This window comes from Enterococcus sp. DIV0876 (assembly GCF_050529585.1).
Taxonomy (GTDB): Bacteria; Bacillota; Bacilli; order Lactobacillales; family Enterococcaceae; genus Enterococcus_D.
Genome location: NZ_CP172882.1, coordinates 1638801 through 1656290 on the forward strand (window position 1 = coordinate 1638801; position 17490 = coordinate 1656290).

General features: G+C 41.7%; 17 protein-coding genes. 4 read left to right on the forward strand and 13 right to left on the reverse strand.

What is annotated here, in order from left to right; all coding sequences use genetic code 11:
* Positions 1-96 precede the first annotated feature (96 nt).
* The 3 genes from obgE to IGI41_RS07610 all read right to left on the reverse strand — a co-directional run bounded on the left by obgE (position 97) and on the right by IGI41_RS07610 (position 3832).
* The gene (gene obgE, locus IGI41_RS07600) at positions 97-1410 is read right to left on the reverse strand and encodes a GTPase ObgE (protein WP_430609154.1); all 1314 of its coding nucleotides are present in this window, start codon (positions 1408-1410) and stop codon (positions 97-99) included.
* A gap of 233 nt (positions 1411-1643) precedes the next feature.
* Positions 1644-2579, reverse strand: coding sequence for an alpha/beta hydrolase (locus IGI41_RS07605; RefSeq protein ID WP_430612768.1), 936 nt, complete (start codon positions 2577-2579; stop codon positions 1644-1646).
* Between the two features lie 161 nt (positions 2580-2740).
* Entirely contained in the window at positions 2741-3832 is a 1092-nt protein-coding gene (locus tag IGI41_RS07610; protein ID WP_430609155.1) for a DUF871 domain-containing protein, read from the reverse strand.
* A gap of 181 nt (positions 3833-4013) precedes the next feature.
* Here IGI41_RS07610 and IGI41_RS07615 point away from each other — a divergent pair, with 181 nt between their 5' ends.
* Positions 4014-4751 (forward strand): peptidylprolyl isomerase, encoded by a 738-nt coding sequence (locus IGI41_RS07615; protein ID WP_430609156.1) that lies wholly within the window; start codon positions 4014-4016, stop codon positions 4749-4751.
* 46 nt (positions 4752-4797) lie between these two features.
* Here the strand turns inward: IGI41_RS07615 and fabZ are convergent, their stop codons facing one another.
* Positions 4798-5238 carry a 3-hydroxyacyl-ACP dehydratase FabZ gene (gene fabZ / locus IGI41_RS07620; protein ID WP_430609158.1) on the reverse strand — a complete coding sequence of 147 codons (441 nt, stop codon included), beginning with the start codon at positions 5236-5238 and terminating at the stop codon, positions 4798-4800.
* A gap of 202 nt (positions 5239-5440) precedes the next feature.
* Between fabZ and fabI the strand changes: the two genes are divergently transcribed.
* Together fabI and IGI41_RS07630 are read left to right on the forward strand one after the other, a co-directional pair.
* Positions 5441-6196, forward strand: coding sequence for an enoyl-ACP reductase FabI (gene fabI, locus IGI41_RS07625; RefSeq protein ID WP_430609159.1), 756 nt, complete (start codon positions 5441-5443; stop codon positions 6194-6196).
* 137 nt (positions 6197-6333) lie between these two features.
* The gene (locus tag IGI41_RS07630) at positions 6334-7251 is read left to right on the forward strand and encodes a mechanosensitive ion channel family protein (RefSeq protein WP_430609160.1); all 918 of its coding nucleotides are present in this window, start codon (positions 6334-6336) and stop codon (positions 7249-7251) included.
* A 64-nt stretch (positions 7252-7315) separates the two neighbouring features.
* Here IGI41_RS07630 and cbpB read toward each other — a convergent pair whose 3' ends face one another.
* The 8 genes from cbpB to IGI41_RS07670 form a co-directional block, all read right to left on the reverse strand.
* The gene (cbpB, locus tag IGI41_RS07635; protein WP_430612770.1) at positions 7316-7819 is read right to left on the reverse strand and encodes a cyclic-di-AMP-binding protein CbpB; all 504 of its coding nucleotides are present in this window, start codon (positions 7817-7819) and stop codon (positions 7316-7318) included.
* An 88-nt stretch (positions 7820-7907) separates the two neighbouring features.
* Positions 7908-8441 (reverse strand): metallophosphoesterase, encoded by a 534-nt coding sequence (locus tag IGI41_RS07640; protein ID WP_430609161.1) that lies wholly within the window; start codon positions 8439-8441, stop codon positions 7908-7910.
* 4 nt (positions 8442-8445) lie between these two features.
* Entirely contained in the window at positions 8446-9792 is a 1347-nt protein-coding gene (rph, locus tag IGI41_RS07645) for a ribonuclease PH (RefSeq protein WP_430609162.1), read from the reverse strand.
* Entirely contained in the window at positions 9793-10608 is an 816-nt protein-coding gene (racE, locus tag IGI41_RS07650) for a glutamate racemase (RefSeq protein ID WP_430609163.1), read from the reverse strand.
* A gap of 180 nt (positions 10609-10788) precedes the next feature.
* Entirely contained in the window at positions 10789-11445 is a 657-nt protein-coding gene (locus IGI41_RS07655) for an amino acid ABC transporter permease (RefSeq protein ID WP_430609164.1), read from the reverse strand.
* A 17-nt stretch (positions 11446-11462) separates the two neighbouring features.
* Positions 11463-12110 (reverse strand): amino acid ABC transporter permease, encoded by a 648-nt coding sequence (locus IGI41_RS07660; protein WP_430609165.1) that lies wholly within the window; start codon positions 12108-12110, stop codon positions 11463-11465.
* 11 nt (positions 12111-12121) lie between these two features.
* Positions 12122-12931 (reverse strand): transporter substrate-binding domain-containing protein, encoded by an 810-nt coding sequence (locus IGI41_RS07665; RefSeq protein ID WP_430609166.1) that lies wholly within the window; start codon positions 12929-12931, stop codon positions 12122-12124.
* 17 nt (positions 12932-12948) lie between these two features.
* Entirely contained in the window at positions 12949-13686 is a 738-nt protein-coding gene (locus IGI41_RS07670; RefSeq protein ID WP_430609167.1) for an amino acid ABC transporter ATP-binding protein, read from the reverse strand.
* A 269-nt stretch (positions 13687-13955) separates the two neighbouring features.
* Here IGI41_RS07670 and trpS point away from each other — a divergent pair, with 269 nt between their 5' ends.
* Complete coding sequence (trpS, locus tag IGI41_RS07675) at positions 13956-14963, forward strand: tryptophan--tRNA ligase (protein WP_430609168.1); 1008 nt, start codon at positions 13956-13958, stop codon at positions 14961-14963.
* Between the two features lie 107 nt (positions 14964-15070).
* Here the strand turns inward: trpS and pheT are convergent, their stop codons facing one another.
* Positions 15071-17488 (reverse strand): phenylalanine--tRNA ligase subunit beta, encoded by a 2418-nt coding sequence (gene pheT / locus IGI41_RS07680; RefSeq protein WP_430609169.1) that lies wholly within the window; start codon positions 17486-17488, stop codon positions 15071-15073.
* Positions 17489-17490 lie beyond the last annotated feature (2 nt).

Genomic DNA, 17490 nt, shown 5'->3' on the forward strand with positions numbered 1-17490 from the left:
AGACCGCAAATCACTGTTTTCTTATCGAAAATCAGTGATTTACCGTCTTATACGCTACAAGAAGCTGTTATTTTGTCAAAAAGCAGCTAGTTTATACTACTCGACAAATTCAAATTCAAAGTTACCGATGCGCACAATATCGCCATCTTTGGCTCCACGTGCCCGTAAAGCCTCATCGACGCCCAATCCACGTAATTGACGCGCAAACCGCATCACCGTTTCATCGTGGTCAAAATTGGTCATCTGGAAGAGCTTCTCAATCTTGTCACCAGTCAACACCCAGGTTGCATCTGGTTCACGATCGATTTGGAAGACTGGTTCGTCTGATTTGAAGCCATATTGAACGATATCTTCTTCTATTTCCTCATCATACAACAAGAACTCCGGTGTCACTTCAATCAAATCGGCAGTAGCATTCAACAGACTATCGATCCCTTTTCTGGTCACCCCTGAAATAGGGAAAATCATTGGTCCTTCTGCGAATTCATCTGTCTGTTCTTGGGCTAGTTTTTCTTTGAAGGCTTCTAAGTTTTCTTCTGCATCTGGCATATCCATTTTATTGGCTACAATGATTTGCGGTCTTTCTAACAAACGCAAATTATGGGTAGACAACTCATGGTTGATCGCCAAATAATCTTCATACGGATCGCGGCCTTCCATGCCACTCATATCGACAACGTGTAAAATCACCCGTGTTCTTTCGATATGACGTAAAAATTGCGTACCTAGTCCGACCCCTTGAGAAGCACCTTCGATCAAACCTGGTAAATCAGCAACTGCGAAGCTGCGACCGTCAGATGTTGTGACCATCCCTAAATTTGGCACCAATGTTGTAAAATGATAAGCGCCGATTTTGGGGCGAGCTGATGAGATCACTGATAATAAAGTTGATTTTCCTACTGAAGGAAAACCTACCAAGCCGACATCAGCTAAAACTTTCAATTCCAGCTCGATTTTTCTTTCTTGACCTGGTTCTCCGTTTTCTGCCAATTCTGGTGCTGGATTCTTCGGAGAAGCAAAGCGTGTGTTGCCGCGCCCGCCGCGTCCTCCTTTGGCGATCACCAGCGTCTGACCTTGCTCGATCAAATCACCTAACAAAGCACCAGTATCCGCATCCCGCACAGTGGTTCCTTGTGGCACCTTGATGTAAGTATCATCTGAGCCACGGCCATGCATGCCTTTGCTCATGCCGTTTTCCCCTGGTTGGGCTTTAAAATGACGATTGAAACGAAAATCCATCAACGTACGCAAGCCTTCATCGACGACCAATACGACGTCACCGCCATGACCGCCATCGCCGCCGGCTGGTCCGCCATCGGGTACATATTTTTCTCTGCGGAATGCGACCATCCCATCGCCGCCTTTCCCCGCTTTCACATCGATCGTTACTTGATCTAAAAACATGGACATGATTTGTCCTCCATTCTTTTTTTGCTACCTTCTGTTTATTTGATTATCAGTTATCCCACATGATGTGGTTCCTATTTCTCTTATAAGAAAGCCTATTTTATTGTAACGACCGAAAGTGCTTTTGTCCATCTTTTCTCTTTGATTTCGTTAAGTTTATGCGAATTCTTAAGCCTTGGAACGTTCAAGCACATTCAAATAACGTCTCTTTCTACAGGGGCATTCGCAAAAGTCCATTACTTGTCGTATGCTGCAAGAAAATCTGCGATCTGTTTTTTATACGCTTCTGGATCCATCTTATAACTTTCCGCATGTTCTGCACCTGCCACGATCCATTTTTCTTTTGGTGCCGTTGTGGCATTGTATAAGGTATCCACCATCTCATAGGGAACAAAAGTATCCGCATCTCCATGAATAAAAAAGATTGGGCGGGTATTTTTGGCCAATTGCTTGACCGCATCAGCTTCACCAAACCAATAACCTGCACGAATTTTGGTGACCAAACTGGTTACATTCATCAATGGAAAGGCCGGCAGCCCAAACAATTGATCTAATTGATAACCCAATTCAGCGTTGACCGATGTGTAGCCGCAATCTTCAATAATTGATGTCACATTTTTTGGTAGTTCTTCACCACTTGTCATCATGACCGTAGCGGCACCCATGCTGATACCGTATAAAGTAATGGTTTCATCTGAACCATTCATGTCAAGGATATGATTGATCCATTGCAGATAGTCTTTGCGTTCTGGCCAACCGAAGCCGATATAGTCGCCTTCGCTCTTGCCGTGCCCACGGGCATCTGGAACCAATACGTTGTATCCTAAGTCATGATAGATTTTGGCGTAATCTGCCATCGTCTCTGCGTTACCCATATAGCCATGGGCAATGATCGCTGTTTTGCCTTGAGGATCTTCAGCCGGTAAATAGATCGCCGATAACTGCAAGCCATCCTCACTGGTCAACATCTGCATTTGCCGATTGTCTGTATCTTTGAACCATGCTTGGTTACTTGCTTTGGTTTGGCTCTCATCTGTTCCCGCAGTATCTCCTTCCAAAAAATCTTTTTCTGACGGTACGACTGCATAGTTGTAAAAATAATTTCCTGCAAAGCCTAATCCGATCACTGCCAAAAGAATGATTCCTATCAATATTTTCCAACGCCATTTCACTTTTCTCACGTCCCTATTCACTTGTTTACATAATAAGATTATCGCAACCACTTATCCTACACTCTTGTGGTCCTTTCATAAAATACCGTTTTTAGCTTTCATTTGTCAACTAAATAAAAAAGCATACCCAATCCTTTGGGCATGCTTCTTTTACACTCATTTTATTTATTTTCTGCCAACTTAAAGCTTGACCATGGTTTTAAGAAATCAAGTAAAAATAATTCTTCATCTGTTATTTTCCCAACAACATTGACACGTCCATCATTTTTCATTTCTTTCAAAGCAATTTGGGTTTCGCCTTTATACTGACCATAGCCCTCATTGTCGATCAAGACATCACCGCGAACCATATCCTTGGTATCATGGGCTGGGAAATCTTTGTCTTTATAATAGACCCGTGTCATGGTTGAACGTAAAATATATTCTGAACGATCCCCGCGATAGCTATGCAAGTTGTCAAATAGACATACCCGTTCATTCTCCGTGATACCTGATGTCACGTCAATACGCAATGTTGGATAATCGGCATTGAAGGCTTCTGCCATTGCAGCTAGTTCTGTTTCAGATGCATAGGCATTTCCTACTGAAATATCATCGATCAATCCAGTAAGCACCAAATGCTTGACTTGTGTCGCAATCGGCAGATCACGATGATCTTCTAGTGAGCAAAGACCATCTTGTGTTGGCCAAGGACCAAAATCAGCATCATGAGAATTGACAAATGCCATCGTATTTAAATTATATTTGCGGAATTTCTCAGAACAGAAGACGAAATGGTCATAACCTAATCCAGAGTAGCGATGTGGATAAAAATTATGTGAACCCAATAGATTGTCGGTATTAGGTGAATAACTCATGATATTGTCAACATAACCTGTACCAGAGCTCATATTGATTTCGATTTTGATGCCATAAGGATTACGGGTCATTTTGGCTTCTTCCGCACCGGTAAATCCGATATCTAAACGGACACCATAGGCACCCATTTCATCGAAGAAAGATAAGTCATCGTAAGATATACCCAATTGGTCAAATAAACCTGGATTGATATCGACCATCACTTCCATCCCTAATTGATTGGCATAATCCACCACTTGCTTAAAATCAGCTAAGACTTTTTCTTTGTCATCATTGATTTGCAATAAACTTGTGAAGACGCGTTTAAATCCATACTTATGCGCCAAATCTAAATACGCTTTGTCCTTTTCGAATGTTGAACGTTCTGGATAAATCGAAATACCTAATTTTCCCATCAAAAAACCTCCTATAATTTTCTATCCGTTAGATACAATGTATCCTCTTTCATTATAACAAAGATTCAAAAAGTGGTCTACACCTTTGAGGCTTTATCTAGCAGAGAGAAAGAAATCTGCGCTTTCATCTAACGGGCTTTTTTGTTATCATAAATCTATTGATGAAGGAAGGATTGAAACGATGAAAAAATGGTTATATACACTCACAGCTGCAGCTAGTCTCTTGTTGCTTGCAGCTTGCAGCAATGGTACGACCGATAGTTCTGATACAGCAGAAAGCACGTCCACTTCTGAGTCTGTTGATCTAAATGCTTTGGTATTGCCGCAACTCGAAACAGAGATCCAAGAAAATGAAGATGTCGTTGAAATGGTCACCAGCGAAGGCTCGATCAAAATCAAATTATTTCCAGAATTAGCACCAAAAGCCGTGGAGAATTTTATGACTCATGCCAAAGACGGGTACTATGATGGGGTAACGTTCCATCGCGTCATAGACGAGTTTATGATTCAAGGTGGAGATCCTAAAGGCGACGGTACTGGTGGTGAAAGTATTTGGGGTGAAGGTTTCGGCGAAGAGATTTCAAACCAGCTCTATCACATACGTGGTGCATTGGCGATGGCCAAATCAAGTTTGCCAAACAGTCAAGGGAGCCAATTTTATATCGTGCAAAATGATCAAGATATGTCTGATGGATTGGCCGTTCAACATTATCCGCAAAAAATCATCGATGCCTATAAAAATGGTGGTACACCAAGTTTAGACTTTGAATACACGGTCTTCGGACAAGTGATCGAGGGAATGGATGTCGTTGACAAAATCGCTCAGGCGGAAACGACTGCATCCGCTAGTGGCGAAAACTCAACACCTGTCGACCCAGTCAAAATCGAAAAAATCAATATTATCCAAGAAGCCAAATAAAACATGCCAGCATCCGTCCTTTTGAGTGATAGATGCTGGCATTTATTTATTTTTGATTACCTACGATGAATGTAAATTCACACTCAGCGACTTTCTTCCCTTCGACTGTTGCCACAGCATCTGCTGTGCCAACTGACCCTTTGATTTTTTTGATCTCAAAAACAAGTTTCATCGTATCTCCAGGGACAACTTTTTGGCGGAATTTCGCTTTGTTGATACCACCAATATAAGCGGTACGCCCTTGGAACTCTTCTGATTTTAAGATAAGGATCGATCCAGCTTGTGCCAAAGTTTCCAAAATCAACGCCCCGGGCATTACTGGATTGCCTGGAAAATGGCCTTGAAAAAAATCTTCGTTGATCGTAACATTTTTCGTTGCAACAATTTTTTTGCCAGACTCGATTTCATCAACATAATCAATATAAATAATTGGGTAGCGATTTGGAATCAAATCCATGACTTCTGTCTCAGTCAATAATTTCTTCATGGTTTCCCTTCCTTGTTTAAAAATATATTATAGTTTGATTATCAAAGTATCATAGTTCCGCTAAAATGGCAACTTATTTTTTACCAAGAAAAAAATAGTTTGACAATCAAACAATTATGCATAATAATTAGGAATCAAGAGTGTTCCTTGCTCTATTCATTATTATACTTATTGATTGTTGACATTATTAAGGAGTGGAAATATGAGTTTTTTAACTGGAAAAAAAATCGTCGTTATGGGCGTTGCCAATAAACGCAGTATTGCGTGGGGCTGTGCACAAGCATTGAAACAACAAGGTGCCGAAGTCATCTATACGTATCAAAATGATCGGATGAAAAAACCGCTGGAACGTTTGTTGGATGAAGGAGAATTCACTGTCGAATGTGACGTGGCCAATGATGAGAGTATCGCAGCTGCCTTTGAGACCATCAAAACATACGCTGGTCAAATCGATGGTGTGGTACATGCTGTGGCATATGCAAACAAGGAAGATCTGTCAGGAGATATTTTGAATATTTCTCGCGATGGCTATGCCTTGGCACAAGATATCAGCAGCTATTCGCTTATTGCTGTGACGAAATATGCCAAACCGATCCTGACCAAAAACGCTGGTATCGTGACCCTTTCTTATTTAGGCGCTGAACGCGCTGTACCTAATTATAATATGATGGGTATCGCCAAAGCTGCATTGGAATCAAGTGTACGCTATCTAGCAGCTGAATTGTCTCCCCAAAAAATCCGCGTTAATGCGATTTCTGCCGGTGCCATCAAAACACTCGCTGTAACAGGGGTCAAAGACTATCAAAAACTGATTCAATTATCAGAAGATCGCACACCAGATCATGTAGGTGTCACCATCGAAGAAGTCGGCAATACTTGTGCCTTTTTGATCAGTCCGTTATCAAGCGGCATCATTGGTGAAGTCATCTTTGTTGACAAAGGGGTGCACTTATCTTAAACAGACATCAAATTTGTAGACTGCTGAAATGACAAGCAGTCTACTTTTTTTGTTTGAAAGCCTTATGATAAATAAGTATTTTTGCAATTGTTGTTTATCTTCGTTAAAATAAACTCACTAAGTTTTGGAGGTAAATGATGAAACTATTTATTCTTGCTGCATCCACCACGGACTCAAGTGGATCCAGCATCACAGAACCCGCTGCTGCCCAATTGAATGCCATTCAAAAGTGGTGGCAATCGATCAACTGGGAAGAGATCATCGGTATTTTGATCCAAAAAGCCTTGATGCTTTTCTTCCTCTTGATTTTATTTGGCATTTTGTTAAAGGTCAGCAATATTGTCATCGACCGCGTCTATCGGTCTTATGAAAAGAAAGCCACTTTCAATGCAAGTCGGATCAACACGATCCATACCTTGATCCGCAATATTGTGCATTATTCATTGGGCTTTTTCTTTGTCTATGCGCTTCTTTCAACGATTGGTGTCCCAGTCGGCTCCTTGCTTGCTGGTGCCGGGATCGTCGGGGTCGCACTTGGTTTAGGGGCACAAGGTTTTATGAACGATTTGATCACCGGTTTTTTTATTATAACTGAACAACAAATCAATGTTGGCGACTATGTAAGATTGACCAATTTAACGTTAGAAGGAACCGTCACAAATGTGGGTATCCGAACAGTTCAACTAAAATCGGTGGATGGAACAGTCCACTACATTCCCAATCGCAACATCACTACGATCAGCAATACGTCTAGAGCAAATATGCAAGTAGTCGTAGATGTCCGTATTTTGCCTGCTGAAGGCTTAGATGATATTCGGCGTATCATTGAAGAGGTCAACCAAACGATTGCTGCACAACATGAAGCAGAGATTCAGACAGCCCCTGCTGTTTTTGGCTTAGTGGATCTTGGCAACAACAACTTTGCGATTCGATCCACCATGTATGTATCTAATGGCACCCAATGGAAATTAAAAGAAGAATTTTTGGCCGCCTCCATCGATGCACTGACCGAAAAAGGCTACACCATTCCTAATGCACCGATCGTCGGTATCTAAAAAAACCCCCGCAACAGTTCAGTTAAACGAACTGTTGCGGGGGTTTTTTCTTTAGGTGCCTACATCATACTACATGCAAAGATTCTGTTGGATGCGGTGTTTCTTCTTTTGAGATCAACATATAACGTCTTTCCAGCTCATGGGCGAGATGGTTGACTGATTTCAAGATTTCCTTACGGGTCATGATACCAACAAAGACTTTATCTTCATCAACGATCGGTAAAAATGCCTGATCAACCAAAAGATGCAGCATATCTTCTAAATCACCATCTGATTTGATACACGCAACATTGACTTCCATTACATCTGCGACCGTCAGGCCTTCGATGTTGTCCATGCTAAACCCGGTCAGATCCATCATTTTTTCGACGATGTTTGATAGACTGATCAAGCCGACCAAATGATCTTCACTGTCTAATACGGGAATCTTTGAGTATCCTACTTTAGATAATACAAGCAACGCATGACTTAATGGATGGTTATAAAACACAGATGCCACATTTTCTGCTGGTACCAAAAAATTCTCTTGATTTTCGAGTAAAATTTTTTCTACGGTTGGTCCTATCAATCTAACTGCCTCCATTTCACAACTACCCTCTTATTTTAACTGAAAATGAGAAAATAAGGGCGATACCTGCAAAATTATAATGAAATTTTTACTTTTTGTTTCCGTTTTCCTCACGACTAAACACAAAATTTAAATCTGGACACTTTTGAAATTGGCGGTCATAATACTGCACTTGCCAAGCTTCTGGCGTGCTATCAATGATAGCAAAACTTTTGATTTGGATTGGTCCTCTTGGCTGTGAAATACTGCCAGGGTTCAAGAACAGTCGTCCACCGACTTTTTCGCAAGCAATTTGATGGGTATGCCCAAATAAAACGATTGACGCCGCAGCTTGTTGTGCTTGTAAACCTACCTTAGTGATACCAAAACGAACATCAGCTAAGTGACCATGGGTCATATATATCCGATCGACAGATGTTTCAATGGTGCGATGATCTGGATATTGTGCACCATAATCGCAATTTCCAGCTACAACTTGGAATGTATCCCATAACGGATCAGAATCCGGCAACTCTGAATCTCCGCAATGAAGAAACAGGTCGACTTGATCTTTGAAGTGTGCCAAGAGATCAACCAAAATTTGACGATCCCCATGATTGTCGCTTACAACCAAATATTTCATTTGTTCATTCTCCTTCCAACCATGATTGCCATTCTTTTTGTAAAGCTTGGATCGCCATCCCCCGATGACTCATGCTATTTTTTTCGTCTTGGCTTATTTCAGCGGCTGTTTTTTCAAAACCGTCTGGAATAAATAACGGATCATACCCAAAGCCATTCTCTCCTCGCGGAATACGTCCGATTTTTCCGGGCCAATCTGCTGAGACGACTAAACTTTCTTTATCGGGTGCGGCAAAGACCAATGTACAATGAAACTGGGCCGTTCGTTGTGCATCCGCAATATCGGTCAATTCATATAAAAGCTTGGCATTATTCGCCGCATCACTTTTTTGCTCGCCGGCATAACGCGCTGAATAGACACCTGGTCGACCGCCTAACGCGTCCACTTTCAGACCGGAATCGTCTGCTAAAACTGGGCGATTCAATAATTTGGCAATCGTTTCGGCTTTCAAACGGGCATTTTCTTCAAATGTCCTGCCCGTTTCTTCGACATCTGGCAGTTGGGGATAGTCGCTCAAGGTTTTCACTTCATAACCTGCTGACCCGAAAACGGCCTTGAATTCTTTGGCTTTCCCCGGATTGCCAGTAGCGATGACGATTGTTTTTTCTGGAATATCATAGAGGGGCTTTTCAGAGATGGATAATGCTTCTTTTTGATACGCAATCAGTTCTTCGATTGCTGTTTTTCCATATATCAGCATTTCATTCAGCTGTTGACCATCAAAAGTCGCTTCTTCTCCTGTGCCTTGCAATTCAACAAAACGCCCAGATTCTGTCATCACCAAATTCATATCAACAGCAGCAGATGAATCTTCTTTATAATCCAAATCAGTGACGCAAGTACCATCTGGCAAAATACCAACGCTGATAGCGGCTAAATGTTCTTTGATGGGATCAGCCGCCAATTTTTTTTCTTGCAGCAATTTGTCGACAGCAAGTCGTAAAGCAACGAAAGCCCCTGTGATACTAGCGGTTCTGGTTCCGCCATCGGCTTGAACGACATCACAATCGACAACGATACTATGTTCACCTAATTTCTCTAAATCAACAACTGCTCTTAAAGAGCGGGCAATCAGGCGTTGTATTTCCATGGTCCGCCCACTTAACTTGCCTTTGGCGCTTTCGCGGCGATTGCGGGTATTAGTGGCCCGTGGCAACATGCTGTACTCAGCAGTTACCCACCCTTTACCAGTATCTCGTAAAAAAGGAGGAACGCGGTCTTCCACTGTCGCGGAGCAAATCACTGTGGTATCGCCAAATGATATGACCACCGAACCTTCCGGATGCTTATAAACATTTGTTTGAATCTTAACTGGGCGAATCATCGTTTGACTTCTGCCATCATGGCGCATTTATTTTCCTCCTAGATCGATGTGGATCGATGAAATTTTCGTTAAATCTAACCAGTCGTTCGCAATTTCATCGAAAATTTTAGGCGAACCCGTGGTATAGAATGCATGTGTTGGGGTTGATTTTGGATCTGATTGTTGGGCTATATCAAAGTAATCAAGCAAGGTACTGACCTCTCCGACTGTTTCTGCGCCAGAATCGATCAAGCGAATGGTGCTGCCTAATTCATTTTGGATCATTTGCTTCAGCAGCGGATAATGCGTACAGCCCAATATCACTGTATCTAATTTTTTATTTTTTAATGGACGCAATGTTTCTGCGACGATTTTTTTGGCAACTGAACTATGGTATTGATTGCTTTCAACGATCGGCACGAATTTTGGGCAGGCCAAACTGATCACTGTCGTTTTCGGTGCTTTGGCTTTTAGTGCCCGCTCATATGAATGGCTCCGAATCGTACCAGCAGTGCCTATCACCCCTATTCGATGATTATTGGTTGCTTTGACAGCTGCTCGGCTACCAGGTAAAATCACCCCGATCACTGGGATCGATAACGCTGCTTTGATTTCTTCAAGCGCCACTGCTGTTGCGGTGTTGCAGGCGATCACAAGCATTTTGATCCCTTTTTCAAGTAAAAATCTGGTCATTTGCCAAGTATACTCAATCACTTGTTCAGCAGGGCGTGGCCCGTATGGACAGCGGGCAGTATCTCCTAAATAAAGGATGGATTCATTGGGCAATTGTTTGATAGCTTCTTTCACTACGGTCAAACCGCCGACCCCCGAATCAATAAAGCCAATTGGTTGTGTATGTTTCATTGATGTCATCCTTTGCATAAAAGAAAGTCTGAGGTACCATAAAATACCTACCTCTCATTCTGGACTTTTTTGCAAGATTTTTCAAGTATTCCTTTTGATTCACCCCAAAAATACGCAGAACAAAAAAATTCAACTCAATCCAGGACAAGGATCAAGTTGAATTTTTGCATTTAGTGATGGTCAATAATTATATTGCCTTTTTTCTAAGAAACGAGAAAGCAATGAAAGTGCATAACAAACCAAGAAATACAAGACTGTCATCGCAAAGAACATCGGCAAAACATAATTGGTGTTTTGTCCATAGATGATACGCGCATGGTGGGTCAATTCAGGCAATGAAATAATCACTGCCAATGACGTATCCTTGATCAATGAAATCAGCTGGCTGACAATCGCTGGCAGCATAGCTTTGAACGCTTGCGGAACCACGATACTGCGCAAAACTTCCGTGTAAGTCAACCCTGTCGAAAGGCCGGCTTCCATTTGCCCTTTTGGCACTGAATTCAAACCAGCACGAAAAATTTCTGACAACATGGCTGATTCAAAGATCGTTAAAGCGACGACCGCCGACCAAAAAATATTAAACCGAATGCCAATTTGCGGCAATGCAAAATAGGTAAAGAAAATAATCAAAAGCAACGGCAAATTACGGATCACGTCGATCACGACGCCTAAGATCTTGGAAAGAAAAGGAATCTGGCTAAAGCGAATAATTCCTGCGATACCACCAATAAGAAAGCTGAAAAGAATCGAAAGAATCGATACTTCAACTGTGACCCGTAAGCCATCAATCAAGAAACGAATATTAATGATTGAAAAAGCTTCAAAAAATGTCATACATCAAGCACTCCTTTCTATGAGCGGATCGCCCAACGGCGTTCAAGATAAACCATCAAATAGGACAATGGTAGTGTGATGATCAAATAAAACAAGCCAACGATGATATACGTATCGAAGGTATTGAATGTTTCGCTGGCAATCAAGTCTCCTTGATACATAATATCTAGACCAGCAACCATTGCTAAAATCGAAGAGTTTTTGACCAAATTGATAAATTGATTGCCCAATGGCGGCACCACGATTTTGAAAGCTTGCGGCAAAATGATATAGCGCATTGCCTGACTATAAGTAAAACCAGAAGACAATGCCGCCTCCATTTGGCCTTTGGGCACAGTTTGGATCCCTGAGCGAATCGTTTCCGCAATAAACGCGGATGTATAGATCGTCAATCCAATCGTACCCGCTTGAAACCCATCAAATGTCATCCAATACATTGGTACAACGACATAAAAAAACATCACGATAATCAATAAAGGGATATTCCTAAAAAACTCTACATACGCTTTGGCTAATCCTTTGATCAATCGATTGTCCGATAATTGAAAAATCGCCATTAAAGTACCAATCACCAAACTAAAAAACAAGGCAATCAAGCTTGCCATAACTGTATATTTGAAACCGTCAATAAACTGAGGGGTATAGGTTTGAAACAGTTCTAACATGCATTTCCCTCCTATTCTACTTTTCCTGAAGCATCATCAGGAAACCACTTATTATAAATATCATCATAGGTGCCATCTGCATGCATTTCTTGCAGCGCTTCATTGACAGCATTCCGGAAATTATCTTGGCCTTTATTGATGGCGATCCCATACGGTTCTTCTGTAAAAGTACCACCCACCAAATGATATTTCGGATTTTCACTAGCCATTCCTAACAAGATCGCATTGTCTGTCGTCATGGCATCTCCTTGACCCGATTGCAAAGCCGTAAAAGCTTCCGCATAATTTTCCAATTCCAATATTTGCGCATCTGGTGCAGCTTCGCGAATATTGACAGCAGAAGTCGATCCTTTGACCACAAGGACAGTTGAATCGGCAGTTAGGTCTTCTACACCTTGGATGGGACTGTCTTTGGCAACTAACAAAGATTGCCCAGCATCAAAATAGACGTCAGAAAAATCAACTTGTTTTTTGCGTTCTTCTGTGATCGTCATCGTTGCAATGATTGCATCGATATTGCCATTTTTCAGTAACGGGATGCGTGTTTTCGATGTCACTTCAACAAAAATGGCGTTGCCATCTCGACCAAGGATTTTTTCAGTGATGGCACGGGCGATGTCGATATCAAAGCCTCGTACTTCTCCTGTGGCGATATCCATCAACCCAAATAAGCGGGTATCATTTTTTACACCCCAGACAATTTGATTGGTTTCTTTACTACTACTTAAAATATCTTTGTCGGCAGCACTTTGCCCGGCACATGCAGAAAGTGTGATTAGACTTAAGGCAAGCACGAGCAAAGAAATGACTTTCTTTCTCATTCTAGTTCCTCCTCGTCTTAATGGTTGGTTACTTTACTTAGGAATTGCTGCGCCCGAACATCACGAGGTGCATCAAAGAAACCATCGACATCCCGACGATCCTCTAATACTTGACCTTCAGCCATAAAGACGATTCTGTCAGCCACTTCTCGAGCAAAACTCATTTCATGGGTCACCACGATCATCGACATGCCTTCACTGGCAATTTTCTTCATCACATCTAGTACATCACCGATCATTTCGGGATCGAGTGCAGAAGTCGGCTCGTCAAAAAGCAGCATTTCTGGTGTCATCGCCAAACCACGGGCGATCGCCACCCTTTGCTGCTGTCCGCCAGAAAGCATGGATGGATAAGAATCCTTTTTGTCTAGCATACCTACCCGATCTAACAATTTTTCTGCAAGATTGATGGCTTCTTGCTCATTCTTTTTTAATACTTTGATCGGTGCCAACGTTATATTTTCTAACACGGTTTTATTTGGATAAAGGTTGAAATGTTGGAAAACCATACCGATGTTTTTTCTAACTTCAGTCAACTTCACATCTTTATCAAATAAGTTCTTGTCGTTGACCAATAATTGCCCACCAGAAATCGTTTCTAGTCCGTTAATGGTACGAAGCATTGTACTCTTCCCAGATCCTGATGGACCAATCACTACAACGACCTCACCTTTTTCAAATTCAAGATTGATGTTCTTTAATGCATGGAATTTGCCATAATACTTCTCCACATTTTTAAATTCGATCATTGCCATTGCTTCACACTCCTAAATTAATTTAAAATTACATGAGTAATTGGTAAGATTTGATTCATATTATAGCCTAAACATTTTTGTTTTGTAAAGGCGCTTTTCATTTATCCTTCCTTTACTATTGAAACCACAAGAGTTATTTTACTGATATGTCAGGTTTTTGTCCATGGAAATTTTTATGAAAAATTTTTTTAGCGTAGCGGGAACGAGTTGTTTCTTTTGCCAAAAAAAGGTAAGATAAACGATATAAGAATGGTAAAGGTGGATGAAATGTGAATACAATTTTAACAGGTGATCGCCCGACCGGAAAACTACATCTCGGTCATTATGTGGGCTCTTTAAAAAAACGGGTCGAAATGCAAGCTGATCCAGATAATCAACTCTTTGTTATGGTTGCTGACATGCAAGCTTTAACGGACAATGCCAAAACACCAGAAAAAGTTTCTGCAAATATTTTAGAGGTTGCTTTAGATTATCTAGCAGTAGGTATCGACCCTGCAAAAACGACTTTGTTTATCCAATCTCAAATTCCGCAACTTTCTGAATTGACCATGTATTATCTCAATTTGGTCAGCGTGGCTCGCGTACGACGCAATCCAACGGTCAAAGCCGAAATCGAACAAAAGAAATTTGGCGAAGGCGTACCAACGGGCTTCTTTATTTATCCGGTTTCTCAAGCAGCTGATATCACAGCTTTTAAAGCCAATCTAGTCCCCGTAGGCGAAGACCAAAAACCCATGCTGGAACAAGCACAAGAAATCGTCCACAGCTTTAATACAACCTATCAGGACGTCTTAGTAGAACCTAAGGCTGTCTTACCGCCAAAAGGTATGGGCCGTCTTGCGGGTATCGATGGCAATGGCAAAATGAGCAAATCTTTGAACAATGGCATTTATTTATCTGATCCTGCGGATGTCGTGCAAAAGAAAGTGATGAGTATGTACACAGATCCAAATCATATTCATGTCAATGATCCAGGACAAGTTGAAGGCAATATGGTCTTCACTTATCTTGATGTCTTTGGTACAGAAAAAGAGAAAATTGCTGATTTGAAAGATCAATATCGTCAAGGCGGTTTAGGCGATGTCAAAATCAAACGCTATTTGATCGATGTACTTGAAGCTGAATTTGCACCGATTCGTGCCCGTCGCGAAGATTTCGCGAAAGACCCTGCGGAAGTCATGCATTTATTGAAACTTGGCAGCCAACAAGCGGAAAAAGTCGCAGCGCAAACACTCTCCGAAGTGAAAAAAGCAATGGGCATCAGCTATTTTTCTTAATCAGCGAAAAACCAAAGAAGCAATTGAATAATCACCCAATAGAAACCAAAAAAAACACACAACGGACATGCCGTTGTGTGTTTTTTTGTTTCTATGCATTTTTTTGACTATCGAACTTCTGCGTGCAGTTTGTCTTCAAGGTTTTTGGTGATTTTTGCCATTGCATGATTGATTTCTTCATCCGTCAATGTCGCTTCTGGATTAGCAAATGTCAAACTGTAAGCCAGTGACTTTTTGCCTGATTCAATATTCTTGCCTTGATAGACATCAAATAGACGAACATCTTGTAAGAAACGTCCCGCTGATTCACGAATCACAGCCACAACAGACTGGTTCGCCGCTTCTTCACTCAATAATAGGGCAATATCACGGTTGACCGCAGGATATTTCGAAACTGCTTGGTAAACCATTTGCGCTGATTTATTTTGCAGCAGTTGATCTAAATCTAATTCAGCTGCATAAGTTTCAGTCACATCATAAGCCTTTGCTACTGTTGGATGAACTTGTCCCACAAAGCCAATCACGTTTCCATCTAATTGAACAAACGCTGTCCGTCCTGGGTGCATTTCTTTCAACGTATCTGTTTGCACATAAGTGATTCGATCCGTTAAACCTAACTGATCAAACATGTTTTCTAGAATGCCTTTGACATAATAGAAATCAACTTTTTGGGCTTGTGATTGCCAATCTTTATTATGGATATTGCCAGTGACTGCGATACTTACATGATTGACTTCTGTTGGCAATTCTTTTTTTGTATCGCCAACTTGTTTAAAGACCCGACCTATTTCATATAAAGCAACATTGGCGTTTTTCCGAGCTAAGTTATAGGCCAAATCATCCAGCAATCCGGCGATCAAATTTAAACGCAAGACTGCCCGTTCTTCCGTCATGGGCCAATCTAAACGCGTCACATGACTAGTAGAAAAAGTAAATTGTTGGGCTTTGTCTTCAGTTGTCAATGCATAGCTGATTGCCTCACTCACACCGCTTCCTTCAAGAATGGTACGAATGTTACGGGTCATCAATTGTTCTTGCGTCAAAGATCCAGCGACCGTTTCGCCGGAAGGCAATGTTGAAGGCAATCGATCGTAGCCATAAATACGCGCCACTTCTTCAATGATGTCAGCTTCAATACTGATGTCCCAGCGTCGAGGCGGTACTGAAACATCATAAATATCGCCTTTCAACATTGTGTCAAAACCCAATGCCGCAAAAATTTCTTCGACTTCTGATTGATCGATCGTTGTGCCTAAATAACGATTGATGCGATCTAGCGTGATTGAGACCGTCACTGGCGCCACTTCCACTGCAGATCCTTCGACAGCACCTTTTAATACTTGACCACCAGCTAATTCAGCAATCATGGCAGCTGCAGCGTCACAAGCAGCCGCAACGGTTGCTCGGTTGATCCCTTTTTCAAAGCGGGCTGAAGATTCGCTGCGCAAATTGAATTTCTTTGAAGTCAAGCGAATCGCCAAGGGATCAAATAAAGCTGCTTCTAATGCCACTGTTGTGGTTGTTTCAGTGATTTCAGAATCCAACCCTCCCATGACACCGGCTAAAGCAACAGGAACTTGGCCATTCGTGATCACAATATCATCACTGGAAACTGTCCGAGATTCACCATCCAGCGTCACTAGCGTTTCAGCTTCATTCCCTCGGCGCACCAAAATTTCTTGGCTATTTAATTTTTGATAATCAAAGGCGTGCAACGGTTGACCAAATAATAAAAGAATATAATTGGTCACATCCACAACGTTATTGATTGGGCGAATACCTTCGTTCATCAATCGATTTTGCAGCCATTGAGGACTTGGCGCGATCGTCACGTCTTCAATGATCCGAATTTGATACGCGGGCGCATCTGATTGATCAGCAACAGCTACATTGATTTTTGAGGCTGCTGTTGTCTCCACCTCTTGTAATTCAACCATCGGGAAGTCTGGTGTTTGACGATAGATCGCCCCAACTTCATAGGCGACACCACGCATACTCAATGCATCCGCACGATTTGGTGTAATAGACAATTCGATCAAATGATCATCCATGTCTAAATAAGGAAATACAGGTTCTCCCACCGTGGCATCAGCGGGCATGTAATAAATGCCTTCTGCATACTCCTTGGGAATCACGCTATCTGCATAGCCCAATTCTTGTAAAGAACAAATCATGCCATTGGAAACTTGACCACGCATTTTTCCTTTTTTGATTTTGATATTGTCGGTGATTCGAGCACCTGGTAATGCAACGATTACTTTGATGCCGCTCTTGACATTTGGCGCACCGCAAACGATTTGTGTGATTTCTTCTCCAATATTTACTTGGCAGATCGACAAGTGATCGGAGTCTGGATGTGGTTCACAGGCCACCACTTCTCCCACAACGATTTTCTTTAATCCTTCTTCTGGCACGTTGATTCCTTCAACTTCGATCCCTGTCACTGACATTTTGTCTGCCAATTCCTTTGGCGTGACAGCTGACAGGTCAAGGTATTCATTTAACCATTTATAAGATACTAACATTT